This window comes from bacterium, from assembly GCA_037143175.1.
Taxonomy (GTDB): Bacteria; Verrucomicrobiota; Kiritimatiellia; order CAIKKV01; family CAITUY01; genus JAABPW01.
In genome coordinates this window covers 1-21,300 of record JBAWZF010000032.1, presented here as the reverse complement: position 1 = coordinate 21,300, position 21,300 = coordinate 1, and the positions used below count along the sequence as shown (strand labels likewise).

General features: G+C 54.3%; 16 protein-coding genes and 1 CRISPR repeat array. Of the genes, 15 read left to right on the top strand and 1 reads right to left on the bottom strand.

The features are described 5' to 3' along the window. Positions 1–83: 83 nt before the first annotated feature. The 13 genes from WCI03_10320 to cas2 all read left to right on the top strand — a co-directional run bounded on the left by WCI03_10320 (position 84) and on the right by cas2 (position 13,071). Positions 84–1,031, top strand: coding sequence for a ketose-bisphosphate aldolase (locus tag WCI03_10320; protein ID MEI8140249.1), 948 nt, complete (start codon positions 84–86; stop codon positions 1,029–1,031). 145 nt (positions 1,032–1,176) lie between these two features. Continuing rightward, complete coding sequence (locus tag WCI03_10315) at positions 1,177–1,473, top strand: helix-turn-helix domain-containing protein (protein MEI8140248.1); 297 nt, start codon at positions 1,177–1,179, stop codon at positions 1,471–1,473. After that, entirely contained in the window at positions 1,470–2,660 is a 1,191-nt protein-coding gene (locus tag WCI03_10310) for a type II toxin-antitoxin system HipA family toxin (GenBank protein ID MEI8140247.1), read from the top strand. The genes WCI03_10315 and WCI03_10310 overlap by 4 nt, the downstream gene beginning before the upstream one ends. A 91-nt stretch (positions 2,661–2,751) precedes the next feature. Next, positions 2,752–3,939, top strand: a complete 1,188-nt coding sequence (locus WCI03_10305; protein MEI8140246.1) for an XRE family transcriptional regulator — start codon at positions 2,752–2,754, stop codon at positions 3,937–3,939. A 33-nt stretch (positions 3,940–3,972) separates the two neighbouring features. Then, complete coding sequence (locus WCI03_10300; protein MEI8140245.1) at positions 3,973–6,135, top strand: CRISPR-associated endonuclease Cas3''; 2,163 nt, start codon at positions 3,973–3,975, stop codon at positions 6,133–6,135. A gap of 25 nt (positions 6,136–6,160) precedes the next feature. Continuing rightward, positions 6,161–6,886 carry a type I-C CRISPR-associated protein Cas5c gene (cas5c, locus tag WCI03_10295; GenBank protein MEI8140244.1) on the top strand — a complete coding sequence of 242 codons (726 nt, stop codon included), beginning with the start codon at positions 6,161–6,163 and terminating at the stop codon, positions 6,884–6,886. Beyond that, positions 6,883–8,697: a type I-C CRISPR-associated protein Cas8c/Csd1 gene (gene cas8c, locus WCI03_10290; GenBank protein MEI8140243.1), complete on the top strand. Its 1,815-nt coding sequence runs from the start codon at positions 6,883–6,885 to the stop codon at positions 8,695–8,697. Before cas5c ends, cas8c begins: the two co-directional genes overlap by 4 nt. Next, a complete protein-coding gene (cas7c, locus tag WCI03_10285; protein MEI8140242.1) occupies positions 8,694–9,608 on the top strand; it encodes a type I-C CRISPR-associated protein Cas7/Csd2 in 915 nt (304 codons plus the stop codon). Before cas8c ends, cas7c begins: the two co-directional genes overlap by 4 nt. Before the next feature lie 42 nt (positions 9,609–9,650). Continuing rightward, positions 9,651–10,502, top strand: a complete 852-nt coding sequence (locus tag WCI03_10280) for a Bro-N domain-containing protein (protein ID MEI8140241.1) — start codon at positions 9,651–9,653, stop codon at positions 10,500–10,502. Then, positions 10,502–11,158, top strand: coding sequence for a CRISPR-associated protein Cas4 (gene cas4, locus WCI03_10275; protein MEI8140240.1), 657 nt, complete (start codon positions 10,502–10,504; stop codon positions 11,156–11,158). The genes WCI03_10280 and cas4 overlap by 1 nt, the downstream gene beginning before the upstream one ends. Positions 11,159–11,181: 23 nt before the next feature. Further along, complete coding sequence (locus tag WCI03_10270) at positions 11,182–11,706, top strand: four helix bundle protein (GenBank protein MEI8140239.1); 525 nt, start codon at positions 11,182–11,184, stop codon at positions 11,704–11,706. Further along, positions 11,703–12,734, top strand: a complete 1,032-nt coding sequence (gene cas1c, locus WCI03_10265) for a type I-C CRISPR-associated endonuclease Cas1c (protein MEI8140238.1) — start codon at positions 11,703–11,705, stop codon at positions 12,732–12,734. Before WCI03_10270 ends, cas1c begins: the two co-directional genes overlap by 4 nt. Before the next feature lie 46 nt (positions 12,735–12,780). Next, positions 12,781–13,071, top strand: coding sequence for a CRISPR-associated endonuclease Cas2 (gene cas2, locus WCI03_10260; protein ID MEI8140237.1), 291 nt, complete (start codon positions 12,781–12,783; stop codon positions 13,069–13,071). A gap of 186 nt (positions 13,072–13,257) precedes the next feature. Then, positions 13,258–17,878: direct repeats of the CRISPR family, unit length 32 nt; unit sequence GTCGCCCCCCGCGCGGGGGCGTGGATTGAAAC. Between the two features lie 26 nt (positions 17,879–17,904). On the opposite strand, the gene WCI03_10255 is transcribed toward cas2, so the two are convergent. Further along, positions 17,905–18,843, bottom strand: coding sequence for a LacI family DNA-binding transcriptional regulator (locus WCI03_10255; GenBank protein ID MEI8140236.1), 939 nt, complete (start codon positions 18,841–18,843; stop codon positions 17,905–17,907). 178 nt (positions 18,844–19,021) lie between these two features. Here WCI03_10255 and WCI03_10250 point away from each other — a divergent pair, with 178 nt between their 5' ends. After that, on the top strand, positions 19,022–20,161 hold the full coding sequence (locus WCI03_10250; GenBank protein ID MEI8140235.1) for a DUF362 domain-containing protein: 1,140 nt from the start codon (positions 19,022–19,024) through the stop codon (positions 20,159–20,161). Positions 20,162–20,303: 142 nt separating this feature from the next. Continuing rightward, positions 20,304–21,236, top strand: coding sequence for a hypothetical protein (locus tag WCI03_10245; protein MEI8140234.1), 933 nt, complete (start codon positions 20,304–20,306; stop codon positions 21,234–21,236). The last annotated feature ends 64 nt before the right edge of the window (positions 21,237–21,300 follow it).

Here is a 21,300-nt window from a genome sequence, read left to right as displayed (position 1 = left end):
TAATTCTTATTGACGTGAGGCGGTTCCTCCGTAAAGTATATCCCCTTTCAACAAGCCGTAAGGCTTCATTTAAGGAGAAAACCATGATTGTATCGACAAAACAGTTATTCAAGCATGCCTATGGCAACTATGCCATTGGTGCATACAATATCAACAATTTGGAGCAGACGATGGGCTTGTTCAATGGCTGTATTGACAGCAAGGCTCCCTTCATCATCCAGTTGTCCAAGGGTGCCCGCGATTACACCAACAAAGCCATGTTGGAAGCCATGATCCGCGCGGCGGACGAGATCTTCCCGGATGCGATTTTTGCCGTGCATCTGGATCACGGTGACGAAGCCACCTGCATGGACTGCATCAAGAGCGGGTTCTACAGCTCGGTCATGATCGACGCCAGCGCGGAGTCATTTGAAAAGAACATCGAAATCACCAAGCGCGTGGCCGATGCGGCGCATGCCAAGGGCATTGTCGTCGAAGCCGAACTTGGCAAACTCGGCGGTGTGGAAGAGCACGTCTCTGTGGCCGAGGCCGATGCCAAGCTGACGAATCCCTCTCAGGCGGAAGAGTTTGTCAAGAAGAGCGGTTGCGATAGTCTGGCCTGTGCCATTGGCACCAGCCACGGCGCGTTCAAGTTCAGCGGCTCGCAGGGCCTGCACTTCGACGTGTTGTCGGAGATCCAGAAGCGCCTTCCGAATTTCCCTCTCGTCATGCACGGCTCCAGCTCGGTGCCGCAGGACGAAGTTGCCCGCATCAACGCCGCCGGTGGCCAGATCAGTGGCGCCAAGGGTGTCAACGCGGACGAGTTCAAGCGCGCCGCCCAGTTGGGTGTGACCAAGATCAATATTGATACGGATGGCCGTCTGGTCTGGTGCCGCGTGCACCGTGAATCCTTCAAGAACGATCCCAAGAACTTCGACCTTCGTCCTCCGGGCAAGGTCTTCATGAAGGAATACGCGAAGTTCATCGCGGCGAAGAACGAAAAACTCGGCAGCGCCGGGCAGCTCGACGAAATTCGCAAGCTGGTGAAGTAAGCGGTCTCTGTTGATCCAAGGCGTCCGGGTAAAACCGGACGCCTTTTTTTGGCTTATTGGTTGACATATAAAGGAAATTATAATTTGCTTTAATTAGATATTTGCGCAATTATGGAAAGCATAATTTCAATTATGTGGTGATGCTGTGGTCCAAAGTAACATAAAATTGCATAGTCTTGGTCTCAGGTTGCGGGATGCGCGCTTGCGGCGGAACGATACCCAGGCCATATTTGCGGCCAGGATCGGGATAAGTGTGCCAACCCTCCGGAAAATGGAATCCGGAGATCCCTCCGTTTTGGTCGGACACTGGGTGACGGCCTTGGAGGTTCTCGACCGTGCTGGAGATATAGAGGCTATTCTTGCCGCGCCAGAAGACCTATTCGCCAAATATGATCAGATGAAGACTCCGCTACCCAGACGGGCATCGAGGAGGACAAGGTGATCTACCGGATCAGGGTTTGGGATCGATCAAACGGAGATCATCGGCCCGTTGGTGAGATGGTCTGCGAAATTGTTGAAAGTGGACGGGCAAGAAGTGCATTTCGGTATGAGCATGCTTATCTGGAGAGGGATGACGCCTTTGCGTTGGATCCGGTCTCTCTTCCCCTGAAGTCTGATTCATTTTCGATTGAACTCCCTGGCATTTTCGGTGTTTTTGAAGACAGTCTTCCCGATGACTGGGGGCGCAATCTTCTAGTCCGTAAACATCAGATCCCTCGGCATGCACAAAATTTGCCGAATCTACTTCTTGCCCTGGGGAACACAGGACTAGGGGCCTTGTCTTTCACGGATCATGAAAAGCCGCCCCCTGCCGCGGCTGAAATCTCAACGCTCTACCTCTCTGACCTTGTCGAGGCGGCTGAGAAGTTCGAGCGTGGCGAGAGTCTGGATTCAGGTCTCTCGCTTCTTCTGAGCGCTGGCAGTTCGCCCGGTGGGGCGCGCCCCAAAGCCGTGGTGGTAGATGAGGAAAGCAACAGTCACTATCTGGCCAAATTCCCGAGTGTTATCGATCAGGTCGATGTGGTGAAAATCGAGGCCGCCATCATGAATCTGGCGGCCAGGGCTGGTCTTCCCGTTCCCTGTACCAAGCTTGTCCAATGCTCAGGCAAATCGATACTGCTGGTTCAAAGATTCGATATCATCCCTGCCGGACGCCGACATATGATCAGCTTTCAGACTTTGCTGAAAGCCCATGGGTTCTATCAGCTGCGGTACCAGGAGTTACTGGCCATCGTGCGAAAATACAGCAATGACCCCTTGGTTGATGCTGAACGGCTTTACCGTCAGATGGTTTTTAACGCTGTCGTGGGCAACACGGATGACCACTTGAAGAATTTTTGGATGGTTCATGACCGCGAACAGGGGTGGCGGCTCTCACCGGCATTCGATCTGATCCCCGACGTGGGGAGGAGAAGAGAGCATATTTTGTTTTTCGACCTCGATGCCTTTTATCCCGGACGGAAAAAACTTGAGCAACTGGGGACGCGGTGGGGAATTCGAAATCCAGAATTAGTGGTCGCACAGGTATTTGAAGCCGTGGCGGGCTGGAAGGAAGCATTCACGGCTACCGGTGTCCCAAATCAAGACATCACGCGTTTCAGCGAAATTGATGCGTACCTACAGGGGTGAGGCCGCAGTTTAAAACATTTGGATGGCCTCATTTTTGTTTTCATAAATATCATGTTGACATGATACAGCCTTAATCTGTAGTAATTAGTACATGAACAATGAATCAGACAAGTCTGACCATCCAAATGATCCGCTGGGAGTGGATATAGGGTTGCGGATCAAGGCATTACGCCGAGTTAATCATCTTACACAGGCAGAACTGGCACGTCGTATTGGAATTCGGACAGGGCCCATGAATGCCCTGGAAAATGGCCATCATATCCCCTCTGGGCGGGTGTTATTTCGCTTAGCTGAAGTTTTAGAAACGAGTGTGGATTCGTTACTGGGCGTGGGCCAGCAGCGCGGGGCGGGCGGTGGCACATCAGGGATGCCGCTTTATGTAGCCGAATCGGCTGAGTACAACGTTCCGCAGCAGGGAACGCAATGGCCCATGGCGGTTATGGCGTCATTACCTGACGATACGCCGTTGGACAAAGCAGGCCGGGTGATGGTGGATCAAGTTATGCAAGCATTCCTGGCACTTGAAGATTTATGTGGGGCGCAGAAGCGGGCGCACATTCCGCTCTACGTTCCCTTTTCGCGCACGGTTGAAGGTGTAGAGATGTGGGCGCAGCAGGTTCGGCAGGTGCTGGGGATTGGACAGGCGGTGATATTCGACTATCTGGAGTTGCTTGAGAATGCCGGATTGCGCGTGGTGTTCTGTCCGCTGCCGGATAAAATTCAAAGTGTAGCCTATTACGATGCTCGGAATGCCAACGCGTTTTTAATTGTGCGGAATGGATTGAACGTGGAGCGGCAGTTATTTGAGCTTATCAAGCGGTTAGGCTCCATTTACATGTTCACGCGGCGGGTCTATGGACAGTTGCCGGCCAACGAGGCCGGGGCTTTGGACGATCTGCATGTGGCGCGCCAGTTTGCGGCATTATTCCTGATGCCGGCATCGTCGGTTCGGGCCAGTGTCATGCAACTTGGGGTCAAGCCGGATGAATGGAACTATGAGTTGTTATTGCGGCTCAAGCATCGGTTCGGGGTATCGGCGCAGGCCTTCCTGATGAGATTAGGCGAGTTAAACCTGATCGACAAAGCCGGGGCAGACGCATTGCGCACAAAGATCGCAGCGCACTATCAGCAAACAGCGTATGGCGAGCCCGACGCGACCCGGCGGGTATTATCGCCCAATGGCAGGCTGGGCGATCTGCTGTTGATTGCGTCAAGGAATCCCGAGACGGCGGAAGAGGCGAGGGAGATTGGGGAACGCCTGCGGCGATATGAGATATGAGATGTTCAGATATGAGATAGAATTGGGGAAAGAATGAAATATTACGCACATAGCAAAGAAGATCGGCCAGTGGAAGAGTGGCAGGGTCTGGATGAACATTTGCAGGGTGTGGCGAAAATGGCGGCGGAGTTCGCAGGGGTTTTCGAGTCTGCTAATTGGGTGTGGAATGCAGGTTGGATACATGATCTTGGAAAAGCCGATTCGATATTTCAAGGGTATCTCTTGCGTGAAAATGGGCTTGATGATGCAAATTATGATTCTGGTCGAATTAATCATTCTTCTGCTGGTGCAGCCTTGGCAGAGGATAGTATGGGCGCATGTGTTGGTCGTATTCTTGCCTATATCGCTGCTGGCCATCACGCAGGGTTACCTGATTGGGATGCCAATGAAACCGGAAATGCTGCGCTTTCGATACGGATGGATGAGGGCCGTGAAAATTTAGCTAGGATCAAAGAATATACGACGGCCATTCGAAAAAACTTTCGCGCAACGCCTCGGCCTCCGAAATTTGTTAAGCCGTCAGATTTCCATCTTTGGGTTAGAATGCTTTTCTCCTGCCTTGTGGATGCTGACTTTTTAGATACCGAAGCATTTATGCAGCCTGCGCAACCTCAAATCCGGAGGGGTTTCAAGGCGCTGGTTGAACTTAAGCCCTTGTTTGATGCCTTCATGAGTGAGAAAACTAAGAATGCAAAAAAGACGCCTGTAAACGAGATACGCCAGGAAATTCTTGCCGCATGCCGTGACGCTGCCAAACAAGACTTTGGGCTTTTCTCACTCACTGTTCCAACTGGTGGCGGAAAAACCCTGTCAGGAATGGCGTTTGCTTTGGATCACGCGGTGAGGCTCGCGAAACGAAGAATCATCTATGTTATTCCCTACACAAGTATTATTGAGCAAACCGCTCAGACTTTAGCCGATATCTTTGGGGCGGAAAATGTGGTTGAGCATCACAGTAACTTGGATCCAGAGCGAGAGACACAGCGGGGGAGATTAGCTGCCGAAAACTGGGATGCGCCAATCATTGTAACAACCAACGTGCAGTTTTTTGAGTCACTTTATGCGGCCAAGGCGGGGCGGTGTCGCAAGCTTCACAACATTGTCGATAGCGTGGTAATTCTCGATGAGGCTCAGCTTTTACCGCCGACGCTTTTGGCTCCTTGTGTAGATGTGATGAATCAACTTGTCCGGAACTATGGGGTTACCATGGTGCTTTCGACAGCCACCCAGCCAGCTCTTCCTGAAATCGATCCACCCCGGGAAATTATACCCGCCACCTTGGATTTGTATAATCGGTTGAAGCGGACGGAATTCAAACTTCCAGATCTCAAGGTAAAGACTGAATGGGGGGAATTGGCGAAACGCCTCCAGCAATACGAACAGGTCCTTTGTATCGTGAATACACGTCGGGATTGTTATGATCTTTTCAGGTTTATGCCGGAGGGAACAATCCATCTTTCCGCACTGATGTGTGGCGAGCATCGTTCCTCGGTTATTGCTGATATCAAACAAAGACTGAATGATGGATTGCCTACACGTGTTATCAGTACTCAACTGGTTGAGGCTGGGGTTGATATTGATTTTCCTGTGGTATACCGCGCTCTTGCCGGGCTTGATTCAATTGCCCAGGCGGCAGGTCGGTGTAATCGCGAAGGGCGGCGGGCAAAAGGGGAGGTTCATGTATTTGTGCCACCAAAGTCATCACCATCGGGTCTACTTCGTAAAGGCGAAGATACGACCAGGGAATTGTGTTCAATGCAGGGGTTTGATCCACATAGGGTTGAAGTCTTTGCACAATATTTTGCGCTATTTTATTCCCGAGTCAATGATACGGGAAGCCGGTTCGCTGACTGGCTGATAAAAGATGTGAATCCGCATCTCCATTTCCAATTCAGAACAGCTGCAGAAAATTTCCAGTTTATCGATGATCAGGCTCAGCAACCCGTTTTTGTCCGCTATGGAGCTAGCGCCAAATGGCTTGATCAACTTCGTATTGTCGGGCCGACTCGTGAGAACATGCGCCGGTTGCAGCGTTACGCAGTCAACCTGTCTATGCGGACATTCAATCAGGCCAAGGCTGACGGTTTGCTGGAGGAAATTGGCAAAGATTTCTGGTGTTGGACAGGAAAATATGACGGGGTAATTGGCCTGGATATTTTTGGTGCAGGTCGTGCGCCAGAGGATTTGATCGTTTGAGCGGAAATATAATGAAAGGTGAGCCATGAAAGGTTTTTGTCTGGAAGTCAGTGGTGAATTCGCCTGTTTCACAAGGCCTGAGATGAAGGTTGAGCGCGTCAGTTATGATGTCATCACTCCATCGGCGGCCCGTGCAATCTTTGACGCTATTTTGTGGAAGCCGACTATCCGGTGGCAAATAAAAAAAATAGAAGTGCTATCGCCTATTCGATGGGCGTCAGTCCGAAGGAATGAAGTCGGGAAGGTGGCGTCGCCAGGTTCAAAGGGTATCTTCATTGATGATGGGAAAACCCGCCAACAACGTGCCGGGCTCATTCTGCGTGACGTAAAGTACCGGCTTCACGCTGAATTTAAATTTATTTCGCCGGATAATAGGGGAAGGGGTATGAATCCAGTGCCGGAATGGTTGGTAGATCCCGAGGAGGTACTAGAGTTTAAGAAGCCGGATGTGCGCACAGACGAAACCGAGGCAAAGTACGCCGCCATGTTTGAGCGAAGAGCCAAAAAAGGGCAGTGTTTCAACCAACCCTATCTCGGCTGCCGCGAATTCTCCTGTGCGTTCACTTTGGTTGATTCGATCAATGAAATGGAAACTCCTCTTCCAGTCCCAGAAACTCGTGATTTGGGCTGGATGCTTTATGATCTTGATTTTTCTGATCCGAAGGACATTAAGCCGATGTTTTTCCGGGTCGAAATGAAAGAAGGCGTCATTATGGTTCCGGCTTTCGACAGCGAGGAGGTGCGCAAATGATCCTGCAAGCGTTGAAGGAATATTACGATCGGAAGCCGGATCTACCCCGGGAAGGTTGGGAGCGGAAAGCCATCCCATTCTTGGTAGTGATCAAAGAAAATGGTGATTTTGTTTGCTTTCAAGACACGAGGGAGTCTGACGGAAAGCGACTGCGTGCAAAAGAGTTTCTTGTTCCTTCTCTAGGCGAAAAGAAGGGCAATGGAATCAAGGCCAATTTCTTTTGGGAAAACATCGAGTACCTGTTTGGGATTCCAGTAGCAACAGGTGAGAGAAAGCCTGACCCTGAACGTGTTCGGGAACAGCATTCTATGTTCCGGCACCGTGTAGAAGCAATTGTAGGCGATTGCGGAACCCTAAGGTCTGTTCGTTCTTTTCTTGAACGAATAGATGTTGAAGCGATCCAGCGTGTGGCGAGGTGGCAGGATGTTCTTGATCTGAATCAGTCTCTTCTTTTGGCGATAGAGGGGCGTGGGCCTGTCACTGACGATGCTGAATTGCGCAATTTGATTGATGTGTCGCGAACACCTAAGGGTGTTCGAGGGCGTTGTTTGGTTACTGGGGAGGAAGATGAAATTGTAGTTCTGGAACCTCCGATTCGTGGTGTTCGCGGCGCGAATCCAATGGGTGCCAGCCTAGTGTCAGTAAATAACAAAGTTTCAAACGGCGTGAACGCAGGGGCAGTGCCTGCATTTTCGTCATTCTCGAAAGAGCAAGGGCGAAACTCTCCCATAGGGAAGTCAGCATCTTTCGCCTACACAACGGTACTCAATCACCTACTGAGAAGTGATTCGCGTCAGCGTATCCAGATCGGCGATGCCACGACTATCTTTTGGAGCGCAAAAGACGATAACTTTGAAATGCTGGTAGCTGATTTCTTTGGGGAGCCGCCCAAAGATGATCCAGATCGTTTAGTGAATGCTGTCAAAAATCTCTACAAATCTGCACATAATGGTGCTTATGTCACGGATGATAACCGAATAACGTTTTATGTATTGGGTCTGTCACCAAACGCGGCCCGCATTGCCGTTCGCTTCTGGTTGCGAGGAACAGTGGCTGAAATTGCAGCTAAGGTCAGGCATCATTTCGATGATATTCGGATTGCGCATGGACCAAAGGACAAGGATGCCGTTGCGCTTTTTCGTTTGCTGGTTTCCACGGCTACCCAAGGGAAAGCGGAAAATATTCCGCCTAACCTTGCAGGTGATACGATACGGGCTATTCTCGAAGGACTACCGTATCCGCAAACGCTGTTGCAGGCGGCTATTAGGCGTATTCGCGTCGAGCAAGGGAAAAAAGACAAAATAACCGGTAAATTATTGCCCAATGTGACTTACGAGCGTGCCTCGCTCATAAAAGCTTGTCTAAATCGCAAATTTAGATCTGAAAACCAACAAACAAAGGAGGAACTGAAAGTGAGTCTCGATACAGTTAATATGAATATCGGCTATCGGCTCGGGCGACTGTTTGCCGCGCTTGAGAAAATTCAAATTAGGAAGTTCACTCAGAACGGTGGGAAAGAACCAAATTCCACAATTCGGGATAAATTCTATGGTGCGGCGTCGGGAACGCCAGCATCTGTTTTTGGAACATTAATTCGATTAAGTAAACATCATCTTGCAGGCATTGAAAATGTTGGCGAACGGATCAATTGCGAGCGACTGATAGGTGAGATTATGTCCGGAATTGCTGATTTTCCCCCGCATCTCAAGTTGGATGATCAGGGAAGATTTGCAATCGGCTACTATCACCAGATGCAGGATTTCTACACTAAGAAAGAAAAACAAGACCAACCAAATAAGGAGAAAACATGAGTACCCTAGTAAAGAATCGTTATGACTTTGTATTGATCTTTGATGTGCAGGATGGAAACCCCAATGGTGACCCTGATGCGGGCAATCTGCCGCGTATTGACGCCGAATCCGGACAAGGTCTCGTCACGGATGTTTGCCTCAAGAGAAAGATCAGGAACTTTGTGCAAATGACACGAAATTTATCAAAAGGCTATGATATCTTTGTTAAGGAAAAAGCTGTGCTGAACAGGCTCATCAATGGTGCATACGAAACTTTAGAAATTGATTTGGAGAAAACGCCAGCCAATAAGAAAGACGGAGAAACGCGAAAAGAAAAAGGTGTTGGGCAAGGTCAGGAAGTGGATAAGGTGCGGACACAAATGTGTTCGGATTACTTCGATATTCGCGCATTTGGTGCCGTGATGTCCACAGGTGCTAATGCAGGTCAAGTCCGTGGACCGGTTCAATTTACTTTTGGGCGTTCGGTTGATCCTGTTGTGACATTAGAGCACTGCATCACCCGTATGGCTGTGACAACGGAGGCGGATGCTGAAAAGCAAAGTGGTGATAACCGTACAATGGGCCGGAAAAACACTGTGCCTTATGGCGTTTATGTTTCCCACGGGTTTATTTCCGCCCATTTGGCTAACCAAACCGGTTTTGGAGAAGAAGACCTCAAGCTGTTATGGGATGCATTGGTTAATATGTTCGAACATGACCGGTCGGCCGCACGTGGGCTAATGGCAACCCAGAGGCTGGTAATATTCAAACACGATAGCGCTCTCGGTAATGCACAGGCTCATAAACTATTTGAGCGGGTTACTCTTAAGCGTAAAGATGAGAACAAACCGGCCCGTAGTTTCTCGGACTATGCCTTGGCGATCGATAAATCAGCATTGCCTGCCGGTGTCTCCGTCATTGAAATGCCCTAAAAATTGCCGCCTGTAACAGGGTGTCTATTTGAGGAGAAAAGTATGGCAAAGAAGGAAATGATCGTCCCTGCTGCCCCGCTGGCTGTCTTTAAGGGCAAGCAGGTGCGGCGAATCATTCATGACAATGAATGGTGGTTTTCGGTCGTGGATGTGGTGGCGGCCCTCACGGATAGTGTGAACCCCCGTGACTACTGGTCCAAAATGAAAATCCGGGAAAAGGATGAGGCAGGAGTTCAGTTGTCGACAATTTGTCTACAACTGAAACTTGAGTCGGCGGATGGCAAAAGATACGAGACCGACTGCGCCAATGCAGAGGGTGTTTTTCGTATTATCCAGTCCATCCCATCGCCCAAAGCTGAGCCGTTCAAACGCTGGCTTGCGAAGGTCGGTTTCGAGCGTGTCCAGGAGATCGAAAATCCTGAATTGGCCACTAAGCGAACCCGCTTACTGTATAAGCTCAAAGGCTACAGTGACGATTGGATCGAAAAGCGGATGCGGGGTATCGCAATCCGCGAGGAGCTGACGGACGAATGGCAGAAGCGGGGTGCCGCTGAGGATACGGATTACGAAATTCTTACGGCGGAAATATCCAAAGCCGCGTTTGGCGTGACTCCCTTGGAGTACAAAAAAATCAAAGGGCTCAAACGCGAAAACCTGCGTGATCATATGGATGATTTCGAGTTGATTTTCAGCATGTTGGGGGAAAGGTCGACGACTGAAATCCATCGCCAGGAAGATTCGAGAGGAGTTCCTAAACTGAAAGCGGATGCCCAGGCTGGTGGGCGCATCGCTGGCGATGCACGCAAGGCGTTGGAGAAGCGGCTGAAACGGCCGATTGTCTCTAGTCAGAATTATCTGCGGAAAAAAGAGGCCGATAAAAGATTGAAGACCTGATGTATCCCGAAGAAGAACTGCTTCCGATCTCCGCGCTCCAGCACCTGCTGTTCTGTGAACGGCAGTGTGCTTTGATCCATATTGAGCATGTCTGGGAGGAGAACCGGTTGACGGTAGAAGGCAAGAACATGCACGAGCGTGTTCATGAACAGACTTCCGAAAGCCGGCCAGGCATCCGTATTGCCCGTGGTCTTCGTCTTCGTTCCCTTCGGCTTGGCTTGGTAGGAATGGCGGATGTGGTGGAATTTCATCTGGTATCTCATATTTCAGATTTTAAATCGCCCCCTCAGCCCTTTCCTGTGGAATATAAGCGGGGCAAGCCTAAAGCGGATCATTCTGATGAGGTGCAACTCTGCGCTCAAGCTTTGTGCTTGGAAGAGATGCTGGACGTGACCATTCCCGCAGGCGCCTTATTCTATGGGACTACCCACCGACGACAAGATGTAAACTTCGACGAACCGTTGCGGGCGTTGACTATCCAAACAGCCCAGCGGCTACATGTTCTGATCGAAACCGGCAAAACCCCGCCTGCTCAATATGCCCCCAAATGCGACCATTGCTCGCTTATAAATGTGTGTCTGCCAAAGAAATTAGCTGCAAATCAAACCGTTGCTCGGTATTTGGCTGGCGTGCTCATTCTCAAATCTCAAATTTGAAATCTCAGATGAAAGGTGAATAAATGCGATACAAAAACTTCGAAGATGTGCCGGTCTGGCAGGCTGGCATTGAAATGACGGCGCAAGTGTTCAGGTTGACTGATGATAAGGATTTTCGCTTTAAAGGGGATATCGCAAACCAGATCCAGCGCGCCGCTCTGTCAGTTCCCAATAATATCGCCGAGGGTTTTGAGCGCGGCACCACGCCGGAACTGATCACGTTTCTGTATTACGCTAAAGGCTCCGCCGGTGAGGTGCGTTCAATTTGCCACGTCATCGACCGTTTGCCGTATTTCAATCATCTCAAATCTCAGATATCAGATCTCATATCACTTGCCACCTCCATTTCCCGACAACTGTCTGCCTGGGCAACATCTCTTCAAGAAGGCGATATCAAGGGGCCTCGTTACCTTACCGAACAATCCAAGGAGTCTTACCAGCAAAAACAAAGAGCCTCTACTTTTACAGAGAAGCTTAAACGTGATCAGGATGCTCTACTTGCGCGGTTAAAGGCGGAGCGTGCCGGTGGCGCTCCGATTCCATCATGAAAAAGCTGCTCAATACTCTTTTTGTGACAACTCAAGGGGCTTACCTTTGCCATGAGGGTGAGGCCATCCTGGTGCGAGTGGAAAAGGAAACCAAACTTCGCATTCCCATTCATACACTCGGAGGTATCGTCGGGTTCGGGCAAGTATCATGTAGTCCCTCACTTATGCATCTTTGCAGTGAGCGTGGAGTGGCGATCAGTTTTCTGTCAGCACAGGGACGTTTTCTGGCACGGGTGGAGGGGCCGGTTTCAGGGAATGTGCTGCTCCGACGGGAACAATACCGCCGTGCCGATTTACCGGAGCGCTGCGTGGAGATAGCCCGATCAATCGTGTTGGCGAAAGTCGTCAATTGCCGGTCTGTTCTCATGAGGGCCGCACGGGATCATGAGGGAAAGTCAGGGATCGAGGAGATTGAGCGCTCGGCAAGACGGTTGGGGGTGCTCTTGGATACCATTAAGACGGAGACGGACCTTGCCGTTTTGCGCGGACGGGAAGGGGATGCAGCCAATACCTATTTTGAGGCCTTCGATCACATGATCACGGCTCAAAAAGACGATTTCTTTTTTAAATGTCGAAGTCGACGCCCCCCTCTCGATAATATGAACGCCCTGCTATCGTTTATCTACACGCTTTTAGCTCACGATGCTGCCTCTGCCTTGCATTCTGTGGGGCTGGATCCCCAGGTGGGATTCCTTCATGCCGACCGGCCGGGTAGACCAAGTCTGGCCTTGGATCTTATGGAGGAGTTCCGGCCTTTTCTAGCTGACCGTTTGGCTTTGTCGCTCGTAAATCTAAAGCAGGTGCAAGGGAAAGGGTTCAAGAAAACTGAGTCCGGTGCTGTAGAGATGACGGATGAGACCCGAAAGGAATTATTGGTGGCATATCAAAAACGGAAACAGGAGGAAATCCAGCACCCATTTATTGGGGAAACCGCACCGGTTGGTTTATTGATGTATTTACAGGCATTATTAATGGCGAGATTTCTGCGCGGAGATCTGGATGGCTATCCTCCTTTTGTGTGGAAGTAGAAATGATCTCAGATCTGAAATTTCAGATTTCATATAAGGAGCCTCCATGCTGGTTCTAGTGAGTTATGACGTAAGCACAACAACGGCGGCAGGAAAGCGGCGTTTGAACCGGGTGGCTAAAGTGTGTCTGGATTACGGCCAGCGGGTTCAGAATTCGGTGTTTGAGTGCATTGTGGATCCCGCCCAATGGGCCGAGTGTCGGCATCGACTTGAGACCGCTGCTGACCCGAATGAGGATAGTCTGCGATACTATTTCCTCGGGGCGAATTGGCAGCACCGGGTAGAACATGTCGGCGCAAAGCCGGCAGTAGATTTGGAAGGGCCACTGGTGGTGTAAACTCGTTTCCGCGAACCTGCATTCAGCAGAAATTCCCTAAGGCGATTCGCGCTGTTCTTAATCGACTGAACCGCAGTCAGTTACGAATGACCGATCTTTGAAAACTGAATCAATAATGCGATTCGCAATGCGGTTCGCGGAAATGTAGCTCTTGGCTGTTTATCGGCAATAGGTTATAACTAAAGCGTCGCCCCCCGCGCGGGGGCGTGGATTGAAACATCTGTCACTCTGAAGGATGAGAACGGTATTGAGTCGCCCCCCGCGCGGGGGCGTGGATTGAAACATTGTAGCCTGAGGGGGTAAGTGGAAATACCGCCGTCGCCCCCCGCGCGGGGGCGTGGATTGAAACCATGAGTTCTATTGCCCGTCGACGCGGTAAGGATGTCGCCCCCCGCGCGGGGGCGTGGATTGAAACCCCGCTATCGAGTGCGTTGGTAACGGCCTGATTGGTCGCCCCCCGCGCGGGGGCGTGGATTGAAACGACCCACATGATTAACGACTTGCCGGCAGTCGTGTCGCCCCCCGCGCGGGGGCGTGGATTGAAACAAAAAGGGACAGTGGTTACGGTGGCATTTGGCGGCGTCGCCCCCCGCGCGGGGGCGTGGATTGAAACAACCGGGCCGCGTATTGGGTCGCAAGTTGCGCCGTCGCCCCCCGCGCGGGGGCGTGGATTGAAACAATTACGAATATGACTCCGACTATGTGGTGGGGTCGCCCCCCGCGCGGGGGCGTGGATTGAAACAGGATCCACGTTTTCAAAAACTGGATGCCTTCCGCGTCGCCCCCCGCGCGGGGGCGTGGATTGAAACGCAAGCGGGCAGTTGTCGAGTATCGCCGGAATAGGTCGCCCCCCGCGCGGGGGCGTGGATTGAAACATATGGGGTATTCCTGGCTCGGTGCATAGTGCGCGTCGCCCCCCGCGCGGGGGCGTGGATTGAAACCAGAATAGCCCGCGCCTTATCCGGTTCGGTTCCGTCGCCCCCCGCGCGGGGGCGTGGATTGAAACACACTCACCCCGGCGCAAAGTTATCTCCCCGTGAAGTCGCCCCCCGCGCGGGGGCGTGGATTGAAACAAAGACGTGCCCTGAATGCGGGGAAGTGAGGCCGGTCGCCCCCCGCGCGGGGGCGTGGATTGAAACTTACATGGAACAGAGTATGGTCGGCGGAGTTATGTCGCCCCCCGCGCGGGGGCGTGGATTGAAACAGGCAAAGGCGAAGGAGGTTGTTGAGTATTACGTCGCCCCCCGCGCGGGGGCGTGGATTGAAACGTGGTCAGTGATAGCCATGCATAGGCGGTCTTTGTCGCCCCCCGCGCGGGGGCGTGGATTGAAACGGATCACGCAGCCAGCACTCCCGGGCACCTTCGGGTCGCCCCCCGCGCGGGGGCGTGGATTGAAACGCGCCCAGCGTCATCAAGTTTTTTGAGAGGGAAGGTCGCCCCCCGCGCGGGGGCGTGGATTGAAACTCGCCGGAGAGCCTGCTGTAACAACGTGGCGGTGTCGCCCCCCGCGCGGGGGCGTGGATTGAAACCAGTCAGTAACAAATATACGTCTTGAAGTCGAAGTCGCCCCCCGCGCGGGGGCGTGGATTGAAACAGCCAGGCTGCCAACATCGTTGACGATATCTATGTCGCCCCCCGCGCGGGGGCGTGGATTGAAACTATTTTCTTCCGAACCTGAATGCCGTGATCATGGTCGCCCCCCGCGCGGGGGCGTGGATTGAAACTGCACCTAATATTGAGGCTTTCGCCGTCTTGCTCGGTCGCCCCCCGCGCGGGGGCGTGGATTGAAACCAGCCAATGAACACGGCCATGATGGTGACAGCAAGTCGCCCCCCGCGCGGGGGCGTGGATTGAAACTAATCTCCCTCTTGGAGATATCCCAATCGACAACGTCGCCCCCCGCGCGGGGGCGTGGATTGAAACCACGCTATTTGCACGCGCCCCGTATCAGATTGTGTCGCCCCCCGCGCGGGGGCGTGGATTGAAACCGCTGTGGTCGCCCCATATTGCAGAAGTAGCGACGTCGCCCCCCGCGCGGGGGCGTGGATTGAAACTTCGATGGATATTCCCAAAGAGCGAAAAGCGTCTGTCGCCCCCCGCGCGGGGGCGTGGATTGAAACACTGCTTCAGTTAAGCAGGCGGAAATGCTTTGCGTCGCCCCCCGCGCGGGGGCGTGGATTGAAACACGCTGTTTTCCGTCTGATATACGCAACCCAATGTCGCCCCCCGCGCGGGGGCGTGGATTGAAACAAAACATCGTACTCTGCTTTGAATTTTTGAGCCGGTCGCCCCCCGCGCGGGGGCGTGGATTGAAACTATCCCGCCTTGTTTGTTCCCGTGACTGGTTGGGGTCGCCCCCCGCGCGGGGGCGTGGATTGAAACATCAAGGCGAGGTTCGGGTAATCCGTGGCGTCTGAAGTCGCCCCCCGCGCGGGGGCGTGGATTGAAACACGGCGGATACGGTCACATTTATTGCGAGGCACGTCGCCCCCCGCGCGGGGGCGTGGATTGAAACATCAAAAATCATGCTGAAATATCACTCACAAACGTCGCCCCCCGCGCGGGGGCGTGGATTGAAACATCTCCTTGTTGGTTGCTGTCTCGTTCATCTGGTCGCCCCCCGCGCGGGGGCGTGGATTGAAACCCTTTTGTGGCATCACGCGGCACTAGCCAGCGGTGTCGCCCCCCGCGCGGGGGCGTGGATTGAAACAGAGCGCAACTACTCTCCAGCGCGTGGAATCATGTCGCCCCCCGCGCGGGGGCGTGGATTGAAACGCATAATGGTCTGCCACATCATCAACCGCTTTGTCGCCCCCCGCGCGGGGGCGTGGATTGAAACATCTGCCCGGTCAGGGGTCGCGGTACAGCCAAACGTCGCCCCCCGCGCGGGGGCGTGGATTGAAACAGTCTCCATCATCAGGCAAGGCGTCTATCCGCGTCGCCCCCCGCGCGGGGGCGTGGATTGAAACCAAACAGGTCGTTATGGAATACCCGCTTATCGGCGTCGCCCCCCGCGCGGGGGCGTGGATTGAAACACTTGGTCGGGCTTTCCGCCCATCCACGCCTTGTCGCCCCCCGCGCGGGGGCGTGGATTGAAACGCCGCGACCATGGCCCTCTGCCCCGTCGTCAAGGTCGCCCCCCGCGCGGGGGCGTGGATTGAAACTGGTGGTGTTGGCGATTTAAGTGGATGGTGTGGAGTCGCCCCCCGCGCGGGGGCGTGGATTGAAACATGTGGGCCGCTCTGGAAAAGGATCACTCCGGAGGTCGCCCCCCGCGCGGGGGCGTGGATTGAAACAGCAAAATGTTATTGTTGCCAGACCAGGAAAACGTCGCCCCCCGCGCGGGGGCGTGGATTGAAACGAGAGGGAGATGCCCCCTCTGCCAAAAGGTTAGGTCGCCCCCCGCGCGGGGGCGTGGATTGAAACCTGACTGATTGCGGATTGTCGACAAACGCGCTTGCGTCGCCCCCCGCGCGTAGGCGTGGATTGAAACATTTACCGAGGAAGGTTGCAAAGAACACCTTCGTCGCCCCCCGCGCGGGGGCGTGGATTGAAACTACTACCCCCGCCCCGAAATCGGCAGGCGAAAGGGGTCGCCCCCCGCGCGGGGGCGTGGATTGAAACACCGCCGCGCTGTTCGGTTCCGGCGACTTGCCAGTCGCCCCCCGCGCGGGGGCGTGGATTGAAACTCCTGTACGGCTGACGATCCCCAGAATGTCCGGCGTCGCCCCCCGCGCGGGGGCGTGGATTGAAACTGTGCTCGACGTGGACATCAAGCCGGGCATAAAGTCGCCCCCCGCGCGGGGGCGTGGATTGAAACGGCGGACCAGGCGGAGTCCGAGCAGGTATCGAGTCGCCCCCCGCGCGGGGGCGTGGATTGAAACATGGCAGTGTTCGCCTACCTTCTCTGGCGTTATCGTCGCCCCCCGCGCGGGGGCGTGGATTGAAACCAGGCCTCCCAGTACCCTTTCAGGCCCAAGAGGGTCGCCCCCCGCGCGGGGGCGTGGATTGAAACTGGATGGTGTGCCCGATCAGGCATGTGGCGTGGCCGTCGCCCCCCGCGCGGGGGCGTGGATTGAAACAACCCCACGGCCAGTCGATCGGCGGCGCTATGATGTCGCCCCCCGCGCGGGGGCGTGGATTGAAACACCGGTAAGGCGCTGTTTGCGAACGATCACGCCTGTCGCCCCCCGCGCGGGGGCGTGGATTGAAACCGGCAGTCCTGTTGCACTTTTTCGTGCAATTATAGGTCGCCCCCCGCGCGGGGGCGTGGATTGAAACATGATCGTGTCCGGGTGCTTCGTGCCCGGTCTAGTCGCCCCCCGCGCGGGGGCGTGGATTGAAACTCGTCATCGCTTTCTACCACACTGAGTTTGCTTGGTCGCCCCCCGCGCGGGGGCGTGGATTGAAACATCAGCACCGGTCAATACTTCTTCGGATGGGTCGTCGCCCCCCGCGCGGGGGCGTGGATTGAAACCATAAATCAATCAACCTCAAAGGGTTTGCTGTGTGTCGCCCCCCGCGCGGGGGCGTGGATTGAAACACCGTGGAAACCGCGCTCCCTGGCTCGGCCTTCCGTCGCCCCCCGCGCGGGGGCGTGGATTGAAACACCATGGGTGGCGCCCAGGAAGGCGAAGGGGGTGTCGCCCCCCGCGCGGGGGCGTGGATTGAAACTCTTCCGGCATAATCACTCCACCGCAAATGACTGTCGCCCCCCGCGCGGGGGCGTGGATTGAAACACCAGGGTGAACGGGATCGCGGACACCGGCTCCGTGTCGCCCCCCGCGCGGGGGCGTGGATAGAAACCCGTTGCAGGAACATGATGGAGCATATTACTGGGACGCGACGACCGGCACCTGCTCCGGTGTTTGCTCCTCAATGACGACTGGTTCCAGTGTCTCGCTTGGTGTGCCAGGATCCTTCGGCCCGGTATCCAAGGGGACTTCCGGCATTGACTCTGGACTTTGGACTTTCGACTCGAGACTCACCATCACCACTCCCGGCGTTTCCTCCACGACCGGAGCAGACACCGTCACGGGTTCGGGCTGGGGCGCAGGCTTTGGCTCGATGATTATCACTGGCGTTGGCGTGACAACCGGTTCCGGTATGACGACCGGTTCTGCCGCCGGCACTGGCTCCGGCATTGGCTCCTCAATGACGACTGGTTCCAGTGTCTCGCTTGGTGTGCCAGGATCCTTCGGCCCGGCCTCCAAGGGGACTTCCGGCATTGACTCGGGACTTTGGACTTTCGACTCGAGACTCACCATCACCACTCCCGGCGTTTCTTCCGCGACCGGAGCAGACACCGTCACGGGTTCGGGCTGGGGCGCAGGCTTTGGTTCGATGACTGTCGCTGGCGTTGGCGTGACAACCGGTTCCGGTAAGACGATCGGCTCCGCAACCGGTACCGACTCCGGCATTGGCTCCTCAATGACGACTGGTTCCAGTGTCTCGCTTGGTGTGGCAGGCTCCGTCGGCCCGGTATCCAAGGGGACTTCGGGCATTGACTCCGGACTTTGGACTTTCGACTCAAGACTCGTCTCCCTCGCCTTCAGATATTCCGGGTAATAGAACGGAGTGTTTCCCAAGGCAACATGTCTGGCGGCTGGATCGGGTTGATACCCCATCTGGCGGACAATGGCGTGGATACGTTCCTGAGTGGTAGGGCTGATCCGGCGTGAATTACCATGGCCATTGAGGACGAGGGAGACAGTCGATTTGGCGACTCCCGCGGCCTTGGCAACGTCCATTATTAAAACCGGATAGCTCATGCAAAACCTGTATGGCATTATGTTTTATTGAAGTCAAGGGTCTTGATTCTTATGTACATAGGTCGGCTAACCTACCTGTAGTTGGATCTGTCTTCTGGTCTACGGTCTGTGGTCTGAAGTCTGTGGTCTTTTTTCTACTCTTGAGCCTACCCCCCCCAACACGGTACCTTCCTGCCCCATGCGAGCGTCTGTAAATTTGGTCAACTGCCCTGATTATGCCTCTGTCTCAGAGGCCTTGTCGCGCCTGATGGCCGGGTTGGGAGGGATTGGGCAGTTTGTCAAACCGGGACAGTCAGTTCTGATCAAGCCTAATCTCCTCTCTGATCATACCCCGGAGGATGCGGTGACCACCCATCCCGAGGTGGTGCGGGCTTTGATCCGGCTGGTGAAGTCCGCCGGTGCCACACCTTGGGTCGCGGATAGTCCTGCGATGATCGCTGATTTGCGGCGGGTCTGGGAACGGACCGGTATGGAGGCGGTGTGCCGCGAGGAGAATGCCCCGCTTGTGAATCTGGAGAAGGCGGGCTCTAAAAGTTTCGAGGAGAACGGAATCCGCTTCACTATTGCCAATCCGGTGCTGGAGGCGGATGCCATCATTACCGTGCCCAAGGTGAAGACGCACGTTCTGACGGGTTTGACCGGTGCGATGAAAAACCTGTATGGCACGGTTCCGGGATTGCAGAAGACGTCCTTTCACAAGATGTATCCTTACCCGCAGGACTTCGCCAAGCTACTGGTCGCCATATTCCGCCACGTGAAGCCGGTGTTGGCGGTAGCGGATGGGGTGGTGGGGATGGAGGGGAACGGGCCTTCCGCTGGGATCCCGATCCATTTGGGATTTCTGGCCGCCTCGGCGGATGCTGTTGCTCTAGATGTGGTGCTTTGCAGAACGCTGGGTCTTGAACCCAGAAATGTCATTCATCTGGAGTTGGCGCGTCAGGCTGGGTTAGGTTTTCAGGATTGGAGTCAGATCGATGTGGGCGGAGATATCGCAATCCGTGCCTTGGCACCACGGGAGCATCGCCTGCCTGCCACAGTGCCAATTCAATATGTGCCCCGCTGGCTCATCCGTCTGGTGGAGCCGTATATTTGGCATCGGCCAAGGTTTCTGCTAAACTGTATGTTTTGCGGCAAATGTGTGAAAGCCTGTCCGGCTGAAGCCTTGACCATATCACCCGGATATCAGCCGGTGCTGAATTCCAAGAAATGTATAGCCTGTTGTTGCTGTCACGAGATGTGTCCGGTCCATGCGATCGAGATGCAGCCGAGTCCGTTTTTCAGATTTGCACGGAAGTTTACCGCAGGACGGAAGCAGTAAACAGTGGGCAGTAAACAGTGGGCAGAGAGCAGCGGGCAGAGAGCAGCGGGCAGAGAGCAGTGGGCAGAGAGCAGCGGGCAGTGGGCAGAGAGCAGCGGGCAGTGGGCAGTGGGCAGAGAGCAGCGGGCAATAAACAGTAAAAATGAAATATAAGTTAAAACATCTTATTGAATACGGGTTTATCAGGGCCATGGCTGGTCTTGTGAATGTGCTGCCCTACCGGTTGGCACTGTTTGTGGGCTGGAAGTGGGCCTGGCTGGGATTTCATGTGTTGCGGTTCCGTCGGGCGGAGACGGATCGGCGGATTCGTGAAGTATTGGGTGACCGCTTCACCCCGTGTGAGAGGAAGCGGATTGCCTGGCTGTCCCTGCGCAATGTGATGTTCACGGCTGTGGATATCATGCGCACGCCTTTCACGACTCAGTCACAATTAGACAAAATTTCGGATTATAAACAGGCCATAGACCTTATGCTGACGCATCATAAAACCGGATGCGGTGGGGTTTTCGCCTTGCCGCACATGGGAGCTTGGGAACTTCCCGGGCGTGCCATGACGTTGCGAGGTGTGCCTTTTTTCTCTGTGGCCGGTAAGCAGCGGAACCCATTATTTGATCACTATTTGAACACCACCCGCGAAAAATCCGGGATGCCTATCCTGATGAGAGGTGCCTCAACCCTGAAGGATATCATCAGGCGGTTGAAGGCGGGGCAGATGCTGGCAATTCTGCCGGATGTGCGAATGAGAACCGAGGCGGTGAAGGTCAGGTTTCTGGGAAAGGAAGCCAATATCGGAGGCGGGATGGCGATGTTCGCGCGGCATGCCAATGTGCCCATTTTTCCCGTTATTGTCACGCGGGTGGGCTGGGCAAAACATGTGGCGCATATCTATCCTCCCATCTGGTCTGATCCCGCCTTGGACAAGGATGCTGATATCCAGCAGATGAGCCAGAAGGTTATGGATATTGTGTCTGAAGCCATCATGGCCCAGCCGGAGCAGTGGTTTTGGTACAATAAGCGCTGGGTATTGGAGCCGGTGGAGAATAGCGGGGAGCGGGGAGCGCCGAGCGCCGAGTGAGTTGCAGGGGGAGAATAGCGGGGAGCGGGGAGCGCCGAGCGCCGAGTGAGTTGCAGGGGGAGAA

What these genes read in the sequence shown, in the direction of transcription:
- WCI03_10320 (MEI8140249.1), top strand. Translation starts at nt 84, where the DNA reads ATGATTGTATCGACAAAACAGTTATTCAAGCATGCCTATGGCAACTAT.
- WCI03_10305 (MEI8140246.1), top strand. Translation starts at nt 2,752, where the DNA reads ATGAACAATGAATCAGACAAGTCTGACCATCCAAATGATCCGCTGGGA.
- WCI03_10300 (MEI8140245.1), top strand. Translation starts at nt 3,973, where the DNA reads ATGAAATATTACGCACATAGCAAAGAAGATCGGCCAGTGGAAGAGTGG.
- cas5c (MEI8140244.1), top strand. Translation starts at nt 6,161, where the DNA reads ATGAAAGGTTTTTGTCTGGAAGTCAGTGGTGAATTCGCCTGTTTCACA.
- cas8c (MEI8140243.1), top strand. Translation starts at nt 6,883, where the DNA reads ATGATCCTGCAAGCGTTGAAGGAATATTACGATCGGAAGCCGGATCTA.
- cas7c (MEI8140242.1), top strand. Translation starts at nt 8,694, where the DNA reads ATGAGTACCCTAGTAAAGAATCGTTATGACTTTGTATTGATCTTTGAT.
- WCI03_10280 (MEI8140241.1), top strand. Translation starts at nt 9,651, where the DNA reads ATGGCAAAGAAGGAAATGATCGTCCCTGCTGCCCCGCTGGCTGTCTTT.
- cas4 (MEI8140240.1), top strand. Translation starts at nt 10,502, where the DNA reads ATGTATCCCGAAGAAGAACTGCTTCCGATCTCCGCGCTCCAGCACCTG.
- WCI03_10270 (MEI8140239.1), top strand. Translation starts at nt 11,182, where the DNA reads ATGCGATACAAAAACTTCGAAGATGTGCCGGTCTGGCAGGCTGGCATT.
- cas1c (MEI8140238.1), top strand. Translation starts at nt 11,703, where the DNA reads ATGAAAAAGCTGCTCAATACTCTTTTTGTGACAACTCAAGGGGCTTAC.
- cas2 (MEI8140237.1), top strand. Translation starts at nt 12,781, where the DNA reads ATGCTGGTTCTAGTGAGTTATGACGTAAGCACAACAACGGCGGCAGGA.
- WCI03_10255 (MEI8140236.1), bottom strand. Translation starts at nt 18,843, where the DNA reads ATGAGCTATCCGGTTTTAATAATGGACGTTGCCAAGGCCGCGGGAGTC.
- WCI03_10250 (MEI8140235.1), top strand. Translation starts at nt 19,022, where the DNA reads ATGCGAGCGTCTGTAAATTTGGTCAACTGCCCTGATTATGCCTCTGTC.
- WCI03_10245 (MEI8140234.1), top strand. Translation starts at nt 20,304, where the DNA reads ATGAAATATAAGTTAAAACATCTTATTGAATACGGGTTTATCAGGGCC.